Origin of the sequence: Propionibacterium australiense (assembly GCF_003666605.1) — a bacterium.
In the GTDB taxonomy this organism is placed as follows: Bacteria; Actinomycetota; Actinomycetes; order Propionibacteriales; family Propionibacteriaceae; genus Propionibacterium; species Propionibacterium australiense.
In genome coordinates, this window is record NZ_RCIV01000011.1 from 1 (window position 1) to 16,756 (window position 16,756).

Here is a 16,756-nt window from a genome sequence, read left to right on the forward strand (position 1 = left end):
CTGGCACATCACCTGGACCGCCAACGGGCACACCGGCACCGACACCACCACCCGCCCCGCCGGCACCCACCACATCACCGTCATCGAACTGTCCTCAATCCTCACCAACCCCAACCAATGAGCCAGCAGGTGTGGCGTCCTCTGACCCGGGAAGAAAACCAGTAACACGGACAGTCCCTGCCCAACCACAGCCATGCGACCGCCGGGCTGTCGGTGCCGGCGTGCAGGCAATCGCCCGCCCGTCTCAAGTCATCGGGCGGTGGGGCGCCATGTGAAGACGGCCTCGATCCGAGGTGCCCCGTTCGTCAAAGACCAGAACACGGATGTCTGTGTGCCAGGCACCCCGACACGGAACCTGATCCCCTCCTTCGTCTGAAGAGCCGAGGCCCGAACCTGCCAGTCACCACGGCTACACCACTATGAGGGACCCAACACGGCGCGCAGGTACTGGAACAGGGGCGGGCCGTCCGGGTCGGGGTGCAGCACGCGGACCTCGACCCGGTAGACCTCGCGCACCACCTCGGCGGTGAGCACCTGCGCGGGCGGCCCGTAGTGCACTGCCCGCCCGCCCTTGAGGACGAGCACCTCGTCGCAGTAGGTGGCTGCCAGGTTCAGGTCGTGCAGGGCGACGACGACGGTCAGCCCGGTCGCCCTCACCCGGTCGAGCACGTCGAGCTGGTGGGCGATGTCGAGGTGGTTCGTCGGCTCGTCCAGCAGCATGATGCGGCCCTCCTGCGCGAAGGCCCGGGCGAGCTGCACGCGCTGCTGCTCGCCGCCGGACAGGGTCTGCCAGTGGCGCTGCATCAGGTGCTCGACGCCGGTGAGGCGCGCGGCCCGGGCGGCGACCTCGCGGTCGTGCCTGCTGACCCCGGCCCAGCGGCTGCGGTGCGGGATGCGACCCAGGTCGATGGCGTCGGCGACGAGCACGTCCTGGTCGGTGCTGGCCTGCTGCTGCACGGCCACCAGGGTGCGGGCCATCTCGCGGCGCCCCCACTGCGCGTAGGGCCGCCCGTCCAGGCTCAGCTCGCCGCGGTCGGGCGTGACGAGCCTGGCCAGGGCGTTCATGAGTGTCGACTTGCCGGCGCCGTTGGGGCCCAGCAGACCCAGCACGTGCCCGGGGATGGCGGTCACGTCGATGCCGTCGATGATGACGGTGCCGCCCGCCGACCAGGTGACGTCCTTCGCCTCGAGTCTCATCGTGATCCCCTCCTTCGGGCCAGCAGCGCCGCGAACACGGGCACGCCGACCATGGCGGTGATGACGCCGACCGGCACCTCCAGCGGGGCGAACGCCGACCGGGCGATCGTGTCGGCCCACAGCAGGAAGATCGCGCCGAGCACCGCCGAGACCGGCAGCACGCCGCGGTGCCTGGTGCCGACGAGCATGCGGGCCATGTGCGGTAGCACCAGGCCGACGAAGCCGATGGCGCCGCTGGACGCCACGACGATGGCGGTGAGCAGCGCGGCGAGCACGAGCAGGATCACCCGGGTGCGCACCACCGCCACGCCCAGCGAGGCCGCCTGTCGCTCGCCGAAGGTGAAGGCGTCGAGCGAGCCGGCCAAGCCCAGGGCCAGCACCATGATGACGGCGAAGGCCGCGACGGTCTGCGCCACGTCGGCCCAGGATGCGCTGGCCAGGGAGCCCATGAGCCAGTACAGGACGCCGCGGGTGGTGTTCGCGTCGGCGCCGACCATGATGATGAACGAGGTGAGAGCCGAGAATCCCTGGGTGACGGCCACGCCGGCCAGCACGATCTTGTCCGTCGTGCCGCCGGCGAGCCGGGCCAGGGCGAGCATGATCGCGAAGGCGACGAGGGCGCCGACGAAGGCGCCGCCCGACAGTCCCAGAGTCGTCCCCACGCCCATGACGAGGACGACGACGGCGCCCACCGAGGCCCCCGAGGAGACGCCGAGCAGATAGGGCTCGGCCAGCGGGTTGCGCAGCAGCGACTGCATGATGACGCCGCAGATGCTCAGCGCGGCGCCGCAGGCGGCGGCCAGCAGCACGCGGGGCAGCCGCAGCTGCCAGACCATCGCCTCCTCCAGCGTCGTCAGCCCCGGGTCGCCGGCCAGGTGCAGCTCGTGGGCCAGCACCGACCACACCTGTCCCACGGTGAGGTCGGCCGGGCCGAAGGTGATGGCCGTCACCACCGAGACGGCGAGCAGGACGACACCGACGGCGGTGACGAGCCCGGCGTTGAGCCGGCCGGCGCGAGCTGAGCCCCGCGCGGTCATCGCAGCCCGTACTGCTTCATGCCGGCGCTCAGCTTCTCGGCGAGATCGACGTTGCGGATCGACGGGTTCATGTCACCGCCGGCGACGATGATGAACCGCTCGTTGCGGACCGCGTCCATCTGGGCCGTGACCGGGTTGGACTTGAGGTACTCGATCTTGGCGTCGGCGGTCTCGGCGGTCTGCGACTTGCGGGTCAGGTCGCCGATGACGAGGACGTCGGGGTTCTTGGCGGCCAAGTCCTCCCAGCTCACCTGCGGCCACTCCTTGGTGTCGTCGGCGTAGACGTTCGTCACCTTCAGGTCGTTGGCGATCATCTGCGAGGCGCCGGTGCCGCCGGCGACGTAGGGGGACTCGGAGTTGGCGAACCAGAAGGCCGCGGTGACCTCGTCGCCGTCGGCGGCGCCGGAGTCGGCGATGGCCGTGTCGAGACGGGCCTGCAGCGTGTCGACCAGTTCGTCGCCCTTGTCCGGCACGCCGTGGATGGCGGCCAGGTCACGGATCTCCTGGTAGACGTCCGCCATCTCCAGCAGCTTGGACTTCTCCGAGTCACCGCTGCCCGAGTCGCCCTTCTCGCACTGGTTGGGGGCGAGGTAGGCGGGCACGCCGAGGTCGGCGTAGCTCTGGTAGGAGCCGGAGCCGGTGTCGTCGAGGGTGTTGGGGAACGAGGCCGAGACGAAGTCGGGGCTGACGGACAGCACCGTCTCCAGCGAGGCGTTGTTGTCGGCCAGGCGCTCGATCCTCTCGTTGTCCTCGGCCAGGTTCTCCAGCACCGGATCGGTCCAGGTGGCGGTGCCGACCATCCGGTCCGCGACGCCGAGCGAGAGCTGGATCTCGGTGGACGACTGGTTGAGCGAGACGGTGCGCTCGGGCGCCTTGTCGAAGTGCAACTCCCGGCCGCAGTTGGTGATCGTCAGCGGGAAGCCCGGCGACGCGGAACCGGACGCCTCCGAGGATCCGGACTCGCCGGCCGAGCAGCCGGCAGCCAGCAGCGAGACGGCGGCCAGGACGATGAGCGGGGTGCGGGTACGCATGGTGTTCCTCCTTGTGGCCCGGCCCTTCGGGTGGAGAGGCGCCGTCGCCGGTGGCGGCGCCGCGGCCGAGCGTCGCAGGGCCGGCTGGAACGCTCGGCGCAGGACGCGGCTCAGGCGGACTCGGCGAGAAGGCCGGCCAGGGCCTCGGTGAGGTCGACGGTGCGCATCGACGGGTCGAGCGAAGAGCCGGGCACGATGACGTAGCGCTTGTTGCGGACCGCGTCCATCTGTGCGGTGACCGGGCTGGACTCGAGATGGGCGGTCTTGTCGTCAGAGCCGTGGGCGGCCGACGAGACGTCGCCGGCGCCCTCCGGGCCAGACGTGCAGCCCGCGAGGGTGAGCCCGGGACGGTCGGCGACGACGCCGGCACGGGTGGTACTGGAAATGGTCCGCACCATGGCGGTGCTCCTTCAGGGTCGGGGTGAGTACGCGACACCCATTGCCTGCGCCCCGTCTTCGGGACGCGCCACCGATCGGTCTTCGGACTCGGGATCGCCCGCCGTGGTCGTCCTTCCCGGGCGCCCTGCCCAGTGGATCACCGACCCGGCGTCACCCATACCGCTGCGCGTCAGTTCCGGCCTTGCACCGGATTCCCTGCTCCTGCGAGCACTCGATGACGCCAGCACCATACCCCAGATGTGTCTCCAGACGCTCGTCAACGCCGCCGCCATCGCGGCCCGATGCGATGTGAGTCGCCCCACCGTGTCAGAGTGGACGAGGGACGCGTCCTTCCCCGCGCCCTGCGCCTTCATCACCAGCCCGGCCTGGGAGTGGCACGAGGTGCGCTCCTGGATCCAGAACCGGACGCGCGGGAAGGTCGACCTGACCCAAGAACCAGACGCGTTGTCTCTTCATGACATTCGGCGGATTCTCGACCATCCGTGCCGGGGACGAACGCATGATGCTCGCAGGTTGAGCACTGTCCCGGTGGGCGCTGCTCGACGCCGGCGCCCCGTGCTCGGCCACCCCACGGCTGCACGGTGAGGGCCGAGCGCGCGCCCTGAGCGGACCGGCGGGTCATCCCGCCACGCCGACGAGGGGTTTCCGCTCCGCCGCCTCACCGGTTATCGTGAGCTGAAGGCGCTCATCATGCCGTCATTCGCGTACCCATCGATCGGGATGGAAGGCGTGATCGCCGCGACCACGAGGGCGAGCCGGGCCGCAGCCTGCGCCGCCATGAACAACAGAAAGCAGAGAACCGTGAATCGGGACCTTCCCCTCCACTCGAGAACGGCTTCTCGCACGAGGCGACACCGGCGCCGCGTGCGAGCCGCACTGTCCGCCGCGGTGGCGTCCGTCATGTTCCTGGCCCAGGGCGCCGTCGAGGCCCGGGCCGATGACCTCGACGACCAGTTCGCCGCGCTCCAGGACAAGATCGCCAGTTCCTCCGGCACCGTCTCCGACAGCTACGCCACGCTCGACGCGGCGATGAGTGCCCTCACCGCCTCCCGAGACGAGCTCTCAGCCGCCCAGCAGACCGCCGAGAAGGCGCAGAAGGCGGCGGATGAGGCACAGCGCGACGCCGACGCCGCCGCCGAGGCGCTGTCCACCGCCCAGGACAACCGCAAGGCCGCGCAGGCGCAGGTCGACGAGGCCCAGACGCAGGTCGACGGCGCCAAGCAGGAGCTCGGCATGGTCGCCAGCCAGGCCGCCCAGCAGAACACCGGCCTGACGGGCATCGCGCTGCTGGTCGGCGACGGCTCGACGAGCCAGATCAGCAACCGCGTCCAGTGGGCCAACCAGTCCTTCTCGGCCACCCAGGCCAAGGTGGCCGCCTACCAGAGCGCCCTCGACGAGCTCTCCGCCAAACGTGATGCGCTCGTGGAGGCCGAGAACGACGCCCAGGCCGCCCGCGACAAGGCCGTCGACCGGCTCGCCGCGGCGCAGGAGGCCTCGCAGGCGGCAGCCGACGCGGCCGCCGCCGTCCAGGAGAAGCTCGACGCCAACCAGGCGGCCCTGGCCGCGGCCCAGGACATCGTCAACGAGGCCGTGGCCAGCGATGACGCGCTGAAGAGGCAGGCCAATGATCTGGCCTCCCAGATCCAGGCCCGTGATGCGGCGGCCGCCGCGGCCGCCGCCGAGACCGCGGCCGCCGCCAACCGCGCGAACGCCGCAGCAGGGGCCAGCTGGCTGACGACGAACATCGCCCCCGGGCAGCTCACGCCGTACAGCGTCGACCAGGCCGTCGCGACGGCCCAGGCCATGGAGGGTGACATGCGCTACGGCAACATGTGTCTGGCCCTGGTCGCCGCCTTCTACGGCTACTCCAGCTCCGGCGTGAACTCGGCCACGGATGCCGCGGCCACGATCATGGCCGCCGGGCAGATGCAGTACGACACCTCGAACATCCCGGTGGGTGCCCTCGTCTGGTACGACGGAGCCCCCGCGGGCAACCCGTTCGGTCATGTGGCCATGTACGCGGGCAACGGCATGATCTACTCCAACGGCGCCGCGAACGGCGGCGTCGGGGTGATCTCGCTCGACACCCCGTCGGCGGGCTGGGGAGAACCGCTCATCGGCTGGTCCAGCGTCTGGCTGCCCAACGCGACGGGCTGACCCGAGCCGAGACACCAGACGATCAATGTTCGTGATGGCCGCCCCAGCCACTGCCCGGGGCGGCCATCACGCGTCTCGGCGCGGCGTCCGACCCGGCTCCTGCAGGACACGACCGGTGACGACGAGCCGGGCTGCGGGGGCTGCCCTAGACTGCCGGCCATGGGTGCCCAGGACCGCGTACGACGAGCAGCAGGCCGTCTGCCCGCAGCCGCGCTCGCCCTCGCCTGCCTGTGCGGGTGCGCCGCCGCACCCGGGACGGAGAAACCTGCCCCGGCGACCAGCGGCACGCCCCTGGCCCAGGGCTGCGGCGCCGCCGAGCTCGGCGCCCCGGACGGGGACCCCGGCGCGATCCGGGCGGCCGTCGGGGCCGCGGAGGCCGAGGGCGCAGCGGTGCGGATGAGCTGGTACGTCCCCGACGCCGGGGTCCTCACCGCCGGTTCGCTGGAGGACCTGCCGGCCTGGAGCACCTCGAAGATCCCGCTCGCCCTGGCCGTCATCGCCTCCGGCCAGGGCGAAACCTACTCGGAGACCATCGCCCTGGCGCTCGAGGAGTCCGACAACACCGCCGCCGACACCCTGTGGAACGCCCTGGGCGAGACCGACACCGAACGCGCCGGCGCCGTGACCGGGGTGCTGCGCGAGGCTGGCGATGCCACGACGACCGTCCCGGACGAACAGCTCGTCGCCGGGTTCTCGGTCTTCGGCCAGACGCAGTGGGCGACGGGCGACCAGGTCGCCTTCCTCGCCCAGCTGCCCTGCCTCGACGGCTCGGACGAGGTGATCGCCGACATGGGCCAGGTCGACCCCGCCCAGTCCTGGGGCATCGGGGCCCGGCCCGGCGCCGCCTACAAGGGCGGCTGGGGGCCCTCACCGGACGGCGGCTATCTGGCACGCGAGTTCGGCTGGTATCCGAACGCCGCCGGCCAGCGGGTCCTGGTCGCCATGGCCGTCCAGGACCCGGACGGCTTCGAGGCCGCCACGGCCACGCTCGGTCGGCTGTCCACCGCCCTTGGCTGAGTGGTATCCCCTGGCGGGCCGGCCACACCGCGTCAGGGACCGGGCGTCAGCCCCGGATGTAGACCACCGCGTCATTGCCGCCGGAACAGGTCGTGTAGCCGCTGATCGAGGCGCACGTCATCGTGTAGTCCTGTCCCGTCACCGGGCTGTGGGCCTGGATCGTCTCGGTCTGGCCCTTGGGGCTGCGTTCCCAGGCGCTGGCGACGTTGAGGGCGAACTGGCAGCTGGTCTGCTCGTTGCCGGCCGCCACTGGCGGGGAGCACTCGGTGGCCCCGACCGGCCAGGCGAGCGCCTCGCTGCTCGTCGCGCTGGGCGCGGTCGTCGGGTACGAGGAGACCGAGGTGGCCGGGTTCGGCCCGCCGCCCGGGTTGCTGTTCGCCTCGCGGGCGAGGACACCGAAGCCGGCGAACATGCCGATGACCATGACCGCCACCAGGAGCAGCCAGAGGATCTCGGGGATCCAGAAGGCCAGCCAGTAGGGCATGGTCGACCTGTTGAGCCGCTTGGCGCGGCTGGTGCTGATGAGGCACGGGATGAGGCCGAACAGGCCGAAGAACACGGTGATGATCGCCGTGGCCGCCGGATGCAGGGGCTCCTCGGCCGCCGGCTGCTGCGGATAGCCGTCCCGGGCGGGCCGGGCGAGGTTCTGCGGGGCCCCGCAGCGCGGGCACTGCGCCGTGCCGGGGGCCAGATGGAGCCCGCAGTGGAAGCAGTGGAATCCCTGACCAGTGGAGTTGCTCATCGTTGACCACCTCGCGTGTGCGACCCCCGTCCCCCACGCGGGCCCGCATCCAGGCTACCGGGCCGTCCGCCCGGCAGGGGCACGTGCCGGGCCCCGGACAGGGGCCGTGCGATGTTCCGGCGACGGACGCCGCCGCTCAGGCCCCGTCCCCGGGCAGGCGGAAGGCGCTGGCTCCGTCGCCGCGACCTTGGCGCTGCGCGAGCCGTCCCCGGGAGCAGGCTGAAGGCACAGGACGAGGGCAGTACCAGCGGCAGGGCCCAGGTCCGGCCCCCGGGGGCAGGCGGCTCGCCCACATGCAGGAGGCCGACGCGACGGCCGGCGTCCACCCCGTTTCCGGTGCGGGCGCCTCGGCCCTTCCCGCGGCGGCACGAGGCAGGCTTGGTCCATGAGTTCCTTCACCGATCTGCTCGCCGCCGGCCCGGCCGTCCTGGACGGGGCGATGGCCACCGAGCTGGAGGCCCGTGGCGTACCGATGCACGAGAGCCTGTGGTCGGCTGCGGCGATCGACTCGGCGCCCGAGCAGATCAGCGCGGTGCACGCCTCCTATCTGGACGCGGGGGCGCGGATCGTCGAGACGGACACCTACCAGGCCTCGACACTCGGCCTGACCGACGCGGGGGCCCAGCCGGCGCAGGCGCGTGGGCTCGTCCGCGACGCCGCCGAGCTCGCCCTGCTCGCCGTCGCGGACTGGCAGGAGGAGAACCCGGGGCGGCGGGCTCTGGTGGCGGGCAGCGTCGGGCCGTTCGGCGCCTATCTGTGCGACGGCTCGGAGTACACGGGAGCCTACGAGCTGACCGACACCGAGTACCGCGTCTTCCACGCCGAGCGTCTTCACGCGCTGGACGAGGCCGGGGTCGACGTCCTCGCGGTCGAGACGATGCCGAAGCTGAGCGAGGCACGTGCCGTCGCCGGACTCATCGCCACCGAGACCAGCCGACCGGCCTGGGTCAGTTTCCAGGTGCGCCGCGGCGCGGGCTCGCTCGTCCTGGCCGACGGCACCCCCCTGGCGGAGGCCGCCCGCTGGGCGCAGTCGACGGCCGTTGTCGAGGCGGTCGGGGTGAACTGTGTCGCCCCGGACCTGGTCGCCCCGGCGCTGAAGGAGCTCGCCGCGCACACGGACAAGCCGCTGGTCTGCTACCCGAACGCGGGTGAGACCTGGGACGCCATCGGCCGACGATGGTTGCCGACCGGTGTCGGTGTCGACTGGGCCCGGCTCGTGCCGCAGTGGCTGGCGCTGGGAGCCGGACTGGTCGGCGGCTGCTGCCGTACGGGTCCCGAGGACATCGCCCGCATCATGGCCGCGATGGGCTGACCCGGTATGGTCGGATGCCTGTCGGGGACGCGGTCCCGGCGACGCAGCACTCGCCGATGGCGCCGGGCCGAGCAGGGCAGGAGCCGACCGGGCCTTATCCTTGTGGGGCCCGAGCCGGGCCGATCCGACCGAAGGACTGGACGTGCCATGACCACTGCCCTCACGCCCAACGCCGACGAGAGCGAGCACGCCACGGGAGCGCTCCGCTGGCGGGACGATCTCCGGGTCGCCGCGATCTGGTGGGCGCTCAGCCGTGTCTTCTTCGCGGGCCTGGCGCTCGTCCTGGACGCCGCCGGGCGCGTCGTGCACCCCACGGCGGGCGTCTGGCCGGTGAACGTCTTCGTGCGGTTCGACGCCGGTCACCTGCTGCGCGTCACCGCGTACGGCTACTTCACCCCCGACAACGGCGTCAACGCCTACGACGAGGCCTTCTTCCCCGGTTACCCGTTCGCCTCGAGAACCATCGCGCGACTCATCGGGCTGGGCCGGCTCGACATGGACACGGCCGTGGCGGGCGCAATGGCCGTCACCTGGCTGGCGGCTCTCGGGGCCGGCGTCCTCGTCGTCCGCATCGCCCGCGAGCACCTGCGGATCAGCCCGCACGCCGCGGCGGCCGCCTATCTGCTCGGTCCGTACGCGGTCTTCCTCATGGCCCCCTACACGGAGGCGCTCTTCGGGCTGTGCACGCTGGCGGCCTGGTACCTGGGCGAGCACCGGCGCTGGTGGGCGGCGATCGCGGCGGCGACGCTCGCCTGCTCGGCGCGAGTGAACGGTCTGTTCGTCGTCGTGATGCTGGCAGTCATGATGATCACCCAGTCGGGCCGCTCCGCCGGGCGGCAGCCGCTCTGGCGACCGGCCCGTGACTGGTGGCGGCTGCTCGCCCTGGGCATCCCCGTGTGCGCGCCGCTCGCCTACTTCGTCTATCTGTGGGCCCGCACCGGCGACGTCCTGTACTGGATGACCGCCCAGGAGAAGGGCTGGGGTCGCGGCTCGGCGTGGCTGGGCCGCGTCCTCGTCGACAGCGCCCGGCACATCACCGACGCGCAGACCCCCGCCGCCTCCTGGCAGCAGGGGCTCGAGTTCGTCTTCCTCATCGTCTTCTGCGACGCCTGCTGGTGGTGCCTGCGGCGGGGCCGCGCCGAATGGGCGGCCCTCGTCTGGCTCACCCTCTACAGCCTGAGCAGGGGGCCGGTGCTGCTGTCGCTGCCCCGCAACTGCCTCGACTGCTTCCCCGTCGTCCTGGCGATGGGTGCCGCGCTGTCGGCGGCCAGCAGCTGGCGGCGCTGGCTGCTCGCGGCGGCCGGTGTCGCCGTCGCGGTCATCAATACGACGACGATCCTCGCCGACCAGTGGACGGGCTAGGGTCTCACCGGCAGGAGCGGCGCACGTACGCGCCGCCGGGCGTCACGGCAGCCGGCCAACAGCCCGGGAATCACTGCTCGTCGTCGCGGCCGCCCTCGGCGGCCGGCTCGACGGCTTGGGCCTGAACGCTGGCCGGCTGGATCACCAGCGGCCTGCGGACGCCGGCCGCGTGGGCCTCGGCGGGACTGATGACGGCGATGCCTCCGAGGGCGATCGCGGCCGCTGTGCCCAGGGCCGTGAGGGAACGACGGACGCTGGGACGGCGGCGGCTGGGGGTGCTCTCATCGGTACTGTTCATGACCCCCACGCTGACCGGCCGCCCCATGCGATTCCTGTGAGGAATCTGTTCAGTTCTTGTGCCAAGACCGTTTCTCGCGAAGGCGCCGGCGAGAACCAGGGACACCCCTACTACTAGGGGCTTAAGCTGGGTTCAACGGATGGGCACTGGAAGGCGCCACAATGCCCGCAATGGTCCGTCGTCTACCGGAAGGACCCGCCGATGCACGAGGGAATCGACGAGCTCGCCGCCCGGTGGGGCGCGAGCCGGCAGGACGGCTCGTACCCGCGCCCCACCCTCGTACGCAGGCACTGGGCCTGCCTGGACGGGCCCGCCGGGTTCGCCGTCGACGACGAGGGAGCCGGACTGCGCGAGCGCTGGTGGGACTCGCCCGACCGTTTCGACCGGACGATCGTCCTGCCATTCCCACCGGAGTCGCGGGCCTCCGGCCTCGCGGACGCCGGACCGCATCCGGTCGTCTGGTACCGCATCGAGCTGACGCAGGCGCACCTGGCTGCCGCCGGGCACAGGCCCGGACGGCGGCTGCTGCTGCACCTCGACGGCGTCGACTACCACTCGATCGTCTGGGTGGACGGCACCGAGGCCGGTGCCCACGAGGGCGGGCAGAGCCCCGTCACCCTCGACATCACCGACGAGCTGACCGCCGACGGCCCGCACGCCATCGTGGTGCGAGCCTGGGACGACCCGTACGACCGCAGCCAGCCGCGCGGCAAGCAGACCTGGCAGGACGAGCCGGCCGGCATCTGGTACCAGCGCTCGACCGGCATCTGGCGGACGGTGTGGATCGAGTCGGTGCCGCCGGTGCACGTGCGGCGGGTCATCTGGCGGACTCCGGCGGCCGAGGAGGCGGTGACGGCCGTCGTCGAGCTGAATCGGCGCCCCCGACGGCCGGTGCTGCTGCGCATCGGCCTGGCCCATCGCGGCCTGCCCCTCGGCTCGGCCGCGGCACTCACCCGCGAGCAGACCACCGCCGTACGGATCGAGACGCCCGGCAGCGGCGAGCTGCGCTGGGCCCCCGGGCATCCCGAACTCATCGACGCCGCCGTCACCGCCGATGACGACGCGGTCGCCTCGTACACCGGCCTGCGCGAGATCGGCACGACGCATCGCGCGATCACCCTCGACGACGAACCGGTCTTCCTGCGCCAGGTACTCGAGCAGTGCTACTGGCCCGAATCCCTCTACTCCGCTCCGAGCGCCCGCGCCCTGCGCGAGGAGGCCGAGCTCATCCGGCGCCTCGGTTTCAACGGCATGCGCATCCACCAGCAGAGCGCGGACCAGCGTCTGCTCTACTGGGCGGACCGGCTGGGCCTGCTCGTCTTCGGTGAGATCGGCGCGGCCCACGAGTTCTGTTCCGAGGCGATCCGTCGGCTGCACCGCGAGTGGACGCAGGTGGTCCGGGCGAGCCAGGGGCATCCGTCGATCATCTGCTGGGTGCCGATCAACGAATCCTGGGGTTTCGCCGACATCCCCCGCGAGCCCGAACAGGCCCGCACGGCAGCCGCCATGGCGCGCCTGACGCGCAGCATCGACCCCTCGCGCCCGGCCCTGTCGAACGACGGCTGGCACCATGTCGACTCGGACCTGCTCACCGTTCACGACTACGACGCAAATGTTCCCCGCGTGCGCCTGCGCTACCGCAACCGGCAGGTGGAGCGCTGGCTGGCGCCGGGCGTGCTCGGCCCGGCGCGCAACTTCATCGTCGTCGGCTCGGACCAGCCGACCGACGTCCCGGTCCTGCTGGACGAGTTCGGCGGCATCCGTTTCTGTCCGGGCAGCCGCAGCCGGGGCTGGGGCTACTCGACCGTGCGCACCCGGAAACAGTTCGTGCGCCGCATCGGCGAACTCGTAGGGGCGGTCACGCTGGGCAGCGGCCTGGGCGGCTACTGCTGGACTCAACTGACCGACACGGGGCAGGAGACCAACGGCCTGTGCGACGAGAACAGAAGACCCAAGGCCGCCGTGCAGGAACTCGCCGCCGTGTTCGGCCAGCAACCGCAGTCCCCGTGAAGCCGCCGCGCTCCCTCGGGCCCCGGGCGAGGGATCGGCGGCCGGCATCCGGTCCTCTGCCAGCGCCCGGGCGAGTCGCTCGCGGGACGGCCTCTCGGCGCCATGTCGATTCGCCGGGAAACGGGACGCCACGAGCAGTTTTAACGTAGATTGGCCTTGCAGCACCCCCACGCAACACCCCAAGAGCCCCTCTCTTCCACGCATGTTGCGACTGCTCCAGCACACCCGCCCCTTGCAGGAGAACAGCATGAAGAAACTCAGAACGACGGGTCTTGCCCTGTTAACCCTGGCTCTGGCGCTGCCCACGGCATCGGGTATCGCACTCGCAGAGCCCACGACCGAGGACGATCCTGCTGCCCCGGTCACTGTCGCCGCCGATGACGGCACCGCGACCGAGACCGCCGAGACTGATGGAGATGCGGCCGACGCCGCCCCGTACGTCGGCTCGGCTGATGTGAGTTCCACCGCCTGCAGCAGCGTCGTCGGCGCCGACCGCCTCGCCAGCACGATCACCACCTTCAGCAACACGCAGATCGACGCCCTGACGGCCGGTTCCTCGTACCGGATGAACATCACCGGCTCCCTGGCCAACGGGCACTGTGCCGGTGACACGATCACCGTGGCGATCAGCCATCCGCTCAAAGCCAATGCGAACGCCAGCTACCCGATCTACGCGACTGACGGCACTCTCGCCGGTCAGCTGGTGGTCAACGGGGATGGCACACAGGCCACGCTGACCCTCAATGAGTGGGTCAGCACCCGCAACAACGTTGAACTCGACGCCTACCTCGCGGTCTCGGTGGCGACCACCGCGACCGAGCAGGACACCGCCACCTGGACCGTCGACAACACCACCTACACCAAGCCGATCACCCCCGGCACGGAGCCCTGCACCGACTGCGACACGATGCCCAGCCGAGCCGCCAAGTGGGGCAACTACACCCAGAATGACGGCGACGCCGACGACACGATCCGCATCGTCGTGCAGATCCCCACGTCCACGGCCCCGAAGACGACCTTCACCATCACCGACACCCTCGGCGCCGAGGGCCAGCGGTTCTCCTGTGTCGAGGACGACCTCAACTGGCGCTATTACACGTCGCTGCGCCCGGACGGCAACCTCGGCGACGGGGACTCGACCTACGACACGCTCGCCAAGACCGACACGAGCCAGATCGCGGTTCAGCAGGTCTCCTGCGATGACACCACCTTCACCGCCACCGTCACGATCGCCGAGGCCGGCGTCGCCTCCCGCCTGTACATCCCCGTGCTCGTCACCGACGAGCGCCGCACGGAGTTCCCCGACACCGTGACCGTCACCAGCGACCAGGGCTACAGCGGCGGAACCACGACGACCGTCTACAACGACAAGGGCGGCGGCACCCTCAGCGGCAACGACATGGCCCCCGGGATCGAGATCGTCAAGACCGACGCCGACGGCAACGACGCCGACACCGAGGCCGAAGCCGTCGACCTGACCGAGACCGACGGCTCCACGCAGCTGGTCCTCACGATCACGAACGCCGGCAGCGAGCGGCTGCGGGACGTCACCGTCACCGACGAGATCGCCAGGGGCGCGGGCAGCGTCTCGAACCTGGACTGCGACTTCTCCAAGGCCGATCCCGAGGCGCCGACCAGCGGCACCGCCTGGGAGGGGCCATTCCTCATCGGCGCCAGTTTCACCTGCACCGCGGACCTGTCCGGGGTGACCGGTGAGACCCACGAGGACGTCGCCTCCGTCGACGCCACCGGCTGGTTCACCGGCAAGGCCGTGCACGGCGACAACCCGTACCACGCCACTTCGACCCCACCGGCCGAGCCGAGCACCCCGGCCACACCGGACAGCAGCACGCCCAGCTCCAGCGCGCCGGCACCCAGCCAGAGCTCGCCCACCAAGAAGATGGGACTGCCGCGCACCGGCGTTGACGGTGCCAGTGGCCTGGCCGCCGTACTGGTCCTGGCCGGCCTGGGAACCGCCGTCGCCCGCCGTTCCCGCCGATGACCGGATGGCGACCGACGACTGAACCCTGACGGGTCCGGCCACACCGCATGGGGAGGGTCCCGGAGCAGACGCTCCGGGACCCTCCCCATGTCCGTCGCACGACGATGCGAGCGCACCATGAGGAACTCGTCATCAGTCCGCAGGGCACCGGCTCCGCGACACCGCGCAGCACCAGGCCCAGCGGCCCGCCCCGCACCGGCTTCGGTGCGGTGACCGGTCTGGCCGGTGCCGGAGCGCTGACCGCGGGCGCAGTGGCGATCGCTCGTCACCGTCGCCGTCACTGAGCGACTGAGACGCAGCGAGCCGAGCTGCGCCGAACCACCGCCAGGGGGTGGAGCGGCGCTCCGCCCCCTGGCGCATCCGCCCATCGGGAACGCCGCTCAGGGGCTGGTACGGGACCCCACCGAAAAACTGGGATCGGATTGCGCGAAGAGCACCTTCCCCGGGGCGGATCCGATAAGTTGACCACGTCCATCCCGGCGGACGGGCACCCCGCGTTCAGCGCAGTCACCCTCGGAATGGGACCATCACGCCCCTGCGGGCCGGCCTTCTCACGGAAGCCCTGCGTGGCGGCTCGTGCACGTCCGTCACCCGCATGCCACTGGCACAGGAGTCCGACGTGAAACCACCACGCATCCTGGGCAGGGTGGGCATCGCCATCGCGGCGATCGTCATCGCCCTGCCCTCCGCAGCGGGCACCGCCCAGGCCGATCCAGCCGTCCCCGAACCGACGCCGTGCGCACCTTCCGCCCTCGACGCCAGCGCCCTGAGCCTCGACATGACCACCGGTACCGGTTCGATCGTCACCAGTTATCAGGGCGGCCAGAGTTATCTCGCGCAGCTCACCGGCCAGGTCAGTCCGGCCTGCGACGGCGACTACATCGACGTCACGGTGCCCGCCAGCTTCAAGGTCACCAGCGGCCGCAGCTACCCGATCCACGCCTCCGACGGCCGTACCGAGGTGGCCACGATGTCCGTGACCACGACCGATGGCATCGCGACCGCCCGCATCACCTTCAACCAGACCAGTGCCGACATGGCGGCCACCAGCGAACTCACCCTGAGAGCCTTCCTGCAGGCCAGCCTGGACACCTCCACGGCCCCGGGCCAGGTCGTCGAGGCGGTCTGGGACGTCAACGGCGTCAGAACCCCGATCAGTGTCAACGTCACCCAGTGCGCCACCTGCGCCTCACTGCCGGCATCGCTGGCCATGTGGCAGTATCCCGATGCCGGCAACCAGTCCGGCGCGGAGAGCCTGCGCGTCCACGCCGTCTCGCAGCACCCGACGGTGGGGGAAGCGGCTGCGAGGACCAGCACGACCTCGACCTTCACCATCACGAACACCCTCGAGGCCGGCTCCGGCCAGGAGCACGACTGCACCACCCCGCTGCGCTGGTCGTGGTACACCACCAAGGATCAGCACGGCAATCCGACGGACCTGACGAGCGGCAACGCCGGCGACGACACCAGTGAGATCATCGACCTCACCGAGACCTCCTGCTCGGCCACCGCCCGCAGCTACACCGCCACCGTGACCACCCCAGACGGTCCCGACGGCGGCTACTCGCCCGTGGCGACGCGCGTGCGTTTCCCGATCACCGTCGACAGTCTCACCGGCACCTACACCAGCAGCCTCACCGGCAGCCAGGACGACACGCTCCTGCCCTCCCGGCAGGCATCGACCAGGGGTTCGGGCAGCGGCGGCACGCTCATCGGTGACGCCGTCACGGTCAGCGTGCAGGACTCCGGCGGCAACGACGCCGACACCGCGCAGGACGCCGCCGACCTGACACGGACGAACGGCGGCACGCAACTCACCGTCACCGTCCGGAACACCGGCGACGAGCAGCTGCAGAACGTGCGGATCAGCGGTTCGGTCGACGAGGGCGGGGCCACCGTGTCCGAGCTGGACTGCTCCTTCCCCGACGGCAGCACCGGCGCCGTGTGGTCCGGCCCGTTCAAGCCGGGCGCGGAGTTCACCTGCACCGCCGAGCTGAGCGGCGTGACGGCCGAGTCGGCCCATGCCAGCACGACCACGGTGCGGGCCGTGGGCGTCCTCAGCGGCCACGAGGTGAACGCCGAGGACAGCTACCACGCGAAGGTGACCAGGACCTAGGCGGCCGCGTCGAGCGGACCTCCTCCCGCGGCTGCCGGGGCACTGCCGCCGAGGATGCTCCGCAGGGCCGCTCCCG

At 71.3% G+C, this 16,756-nt stretch carries 14 protein-coding genes and 1 riboswitch; of the genes, 8 read left to right on the top strand and 6 right to left on the bottom strand.

Annotated features, from left to right (window positions below):
- Positions 1-417 precede the first annotated feature (417 nt).
- The 4 genes from D9T14_RS08770 to D9T14_RS08785 form a co-directional block, all read right to left on the bottom strand.
- Positions 418-1,197: an ABC transporter ATP-binding protein gene (locus tag D9T14_RS08770; protein ID WP_119161496.1), complete on the bottom strand. Its 780-nt coding sequence runs from the start codon at positions 1,195-1,197 to the stop codon at positions 418-420.
- Positions 1,194-2,234 (bottom strand): FecCD family ABC transporter permease, encoded by a 1,041-nt coding sequence (locus tag D9T14_RS08775; protein ID WP_119161495.1) that lies wholly within the window; start codon positions 2,232-2,234, stop codon positions 1,194-1,196. Before D9T14_RS08775 ends, D9T14_RS08770 begins: the two co-directional genes overlap by 4 nt.
- The gene (locus tag D9T14_RS08780; protein WP_119161494.1) at positions 2,231-3,265 is read right to left on the bottom strand and encodes an ABC transporter substrate-binding protein; all 1,035 of its coding nucleotides are present in this window, start codon (positions 3,263-3,265) and stop codon (positions 2,231-2,233) included. Before D9T14_RS08780 ends, D9T14_RS08775 begins: the two co-directional genes overlap by 4 nt.
- A gap of 110 nt (positions 3,266-3,375) precedes the next feature.
- The gene (locus D9T14_RS08785) at positions 3,376-3,663 is read right to left on the bottom strand and encodes a hypothetical protein (protein ID WP_119161493.1); all 288 of its coding nucleotides are present in this window, start codon (positions 3,661-3,663) and stop codon (positions 3,376-3,378) included.
- 56 nt (positions 3,664-3,719) lie between these two features.
- Positions 3,720-3,895, bottom strand: a riboswitch (cobalamin riboswitch).
- A 633-nt stretch (positions 3,896-4,528) separates the two neighbouring features.
- Here D9T14_RS08785 and D9T14_RS08795 point away from each other — a divergent pair.
- On the top strand, positions 4,529-5,821 hold the full coding sequence (locus tag D9T14_RS08795) for a coiled-coil domain-containing protein (RefSeq protein WP_126464156.1): 1,293 nt from the start codon (positions 4,529-4,531) through the stop codon (positions 5,819-5,821).
- Between the two features lie 159 nt (positions 5,822-5,980).
- Positions 5,981-6,838: a serine hydrolase gene (locus D9T14_RS08800; RefSeq protein ID WP_119161490.1), complete on the top strand. Its 858-nt coding sequence runs from the start codon at positions 5,981-5,983 to the stop codon at positions 6,836-6,838.
- Between the two features lie 46 nt (positions 6,839-6,884).
- Here D9T14_RS08800 and D9T14_RS08805 read toward each other — a convergent pair whose 3' ends face one another.
- Positions 6,885-7,580 (bottom strand): hypothetical protein, encoded by a 696-nt coding sequence (locus D9T14_RS08805; protein ID WP_119161489.1) that lies wholly within the window; start codon positions 7,578-7,580, stop codon positions 6,885-6,887.
- A gap of 385 nt (positions 7,581-7,965) precedes the next feature.
- Between D9T14_RS08805 and mmuM the strand changes: the two genes are divergently transcribed.
- Both mmuM and D9T14_RS08815 read left to right on the top strand, forming a co-directional pair.
- Positions 7,966-8,892 (top strand): homocysteine S-methyltransferase, encoded by a 927-nt coding sequence (gene mmuM, locus D9T14_RS08810; RefSeq protein ID WP_119161488.1) that lies wholly within the window; start codon positions 7,966-7,968, stop codon positions 8,890-8,892.
- 147 nt (positions 8,893-9,039) lie between these two features.
- Positions 9,040-10,254: a mannosyltransferase family protein gene (locus D9T14_RS08815; RefSeq protein WP_170175636.1), complete on the top strand. Its 1,215-nt coding sequence runs from the start codon at positions 9,040-9,042 to the stop codon at positions 10,252-10,254.
- A 70-nt stretch (positions 10,255-10,324) separates the two neighbouring features.
- Here the strand turns inward: D9T14_RS08815 and D9T14_RS08820 are convergent, their stop codons facing one another.
- Entirely contained in the window at positions 10,325-10,552 is a 228-nt protein-coding gene (locus tag D9T14_RS08820; protein WP_126464155.1) for a hypothetical protein, read from the bottom strand.
- A 201-nt stretch (positions 10,553-10,753) separates the two neighbouring features.
- Here D9T14_RS08820 and D9T14_RS08825 point away from each other — a divergent pair, with 201 nt between their 5' ends.
- The 4 genes from D9T14_RS08825 (at position 10,754) to D9T14_RS08835 (ending at position 16,680) form a co-directional block, all read left to right on the top strand.
- Positions 10,754-12,562 carry a glycoside hydrolase family 2 TIM barrel-domain containing protein gene (locus tag D9T14_RS08825; RefSeq protein ID WP_119161485.1) on the top strand — a complete coding sequence of 603 codons (1,809 nt, stop codon included), beginning with the start codon at positions 10,754-10,756 and terminating at the stop codon, positions 12,560-12,562.
- 247 nt (positions 12,563-12,809) lie between these two features.
- On the top strand, positions 12,810-14,564 hold the full coding sequence (locus D9T14_RS08830) for an Ig-like domain-containing protein (protein WP_119161484.1): 1,755 nt from the start codon (positions 12,810-12,812) through the stop codon (positions 14,562-14,564).
- Between the two features lie 104 nt (positions 14,565-14,668).
- On the top strand, positions 14,669-14,848 hold the full coding sequence (locus D9T14_RS13340) for a hypothetical protein (protein WP_126464154.1): 180 nt from the start codon (positions 14,669-14,671) through the stop codon (positions 14,846-14,848).
- A 335-nt stretch (positions 14,849-15,183) separates the two neighbouring features.
- Positions 15,184-16,680, top strand: coding sequence for a hypothetical protein (locus D9T14_RS08835; RefSeq protein WP_121592112.1), 1,497 nt, complete (start codon positions 15,184-15,186; stop codon positions 16,678-16,680).
- Positions 16,681-16,756: the final 76 nt, after the last annotated feature.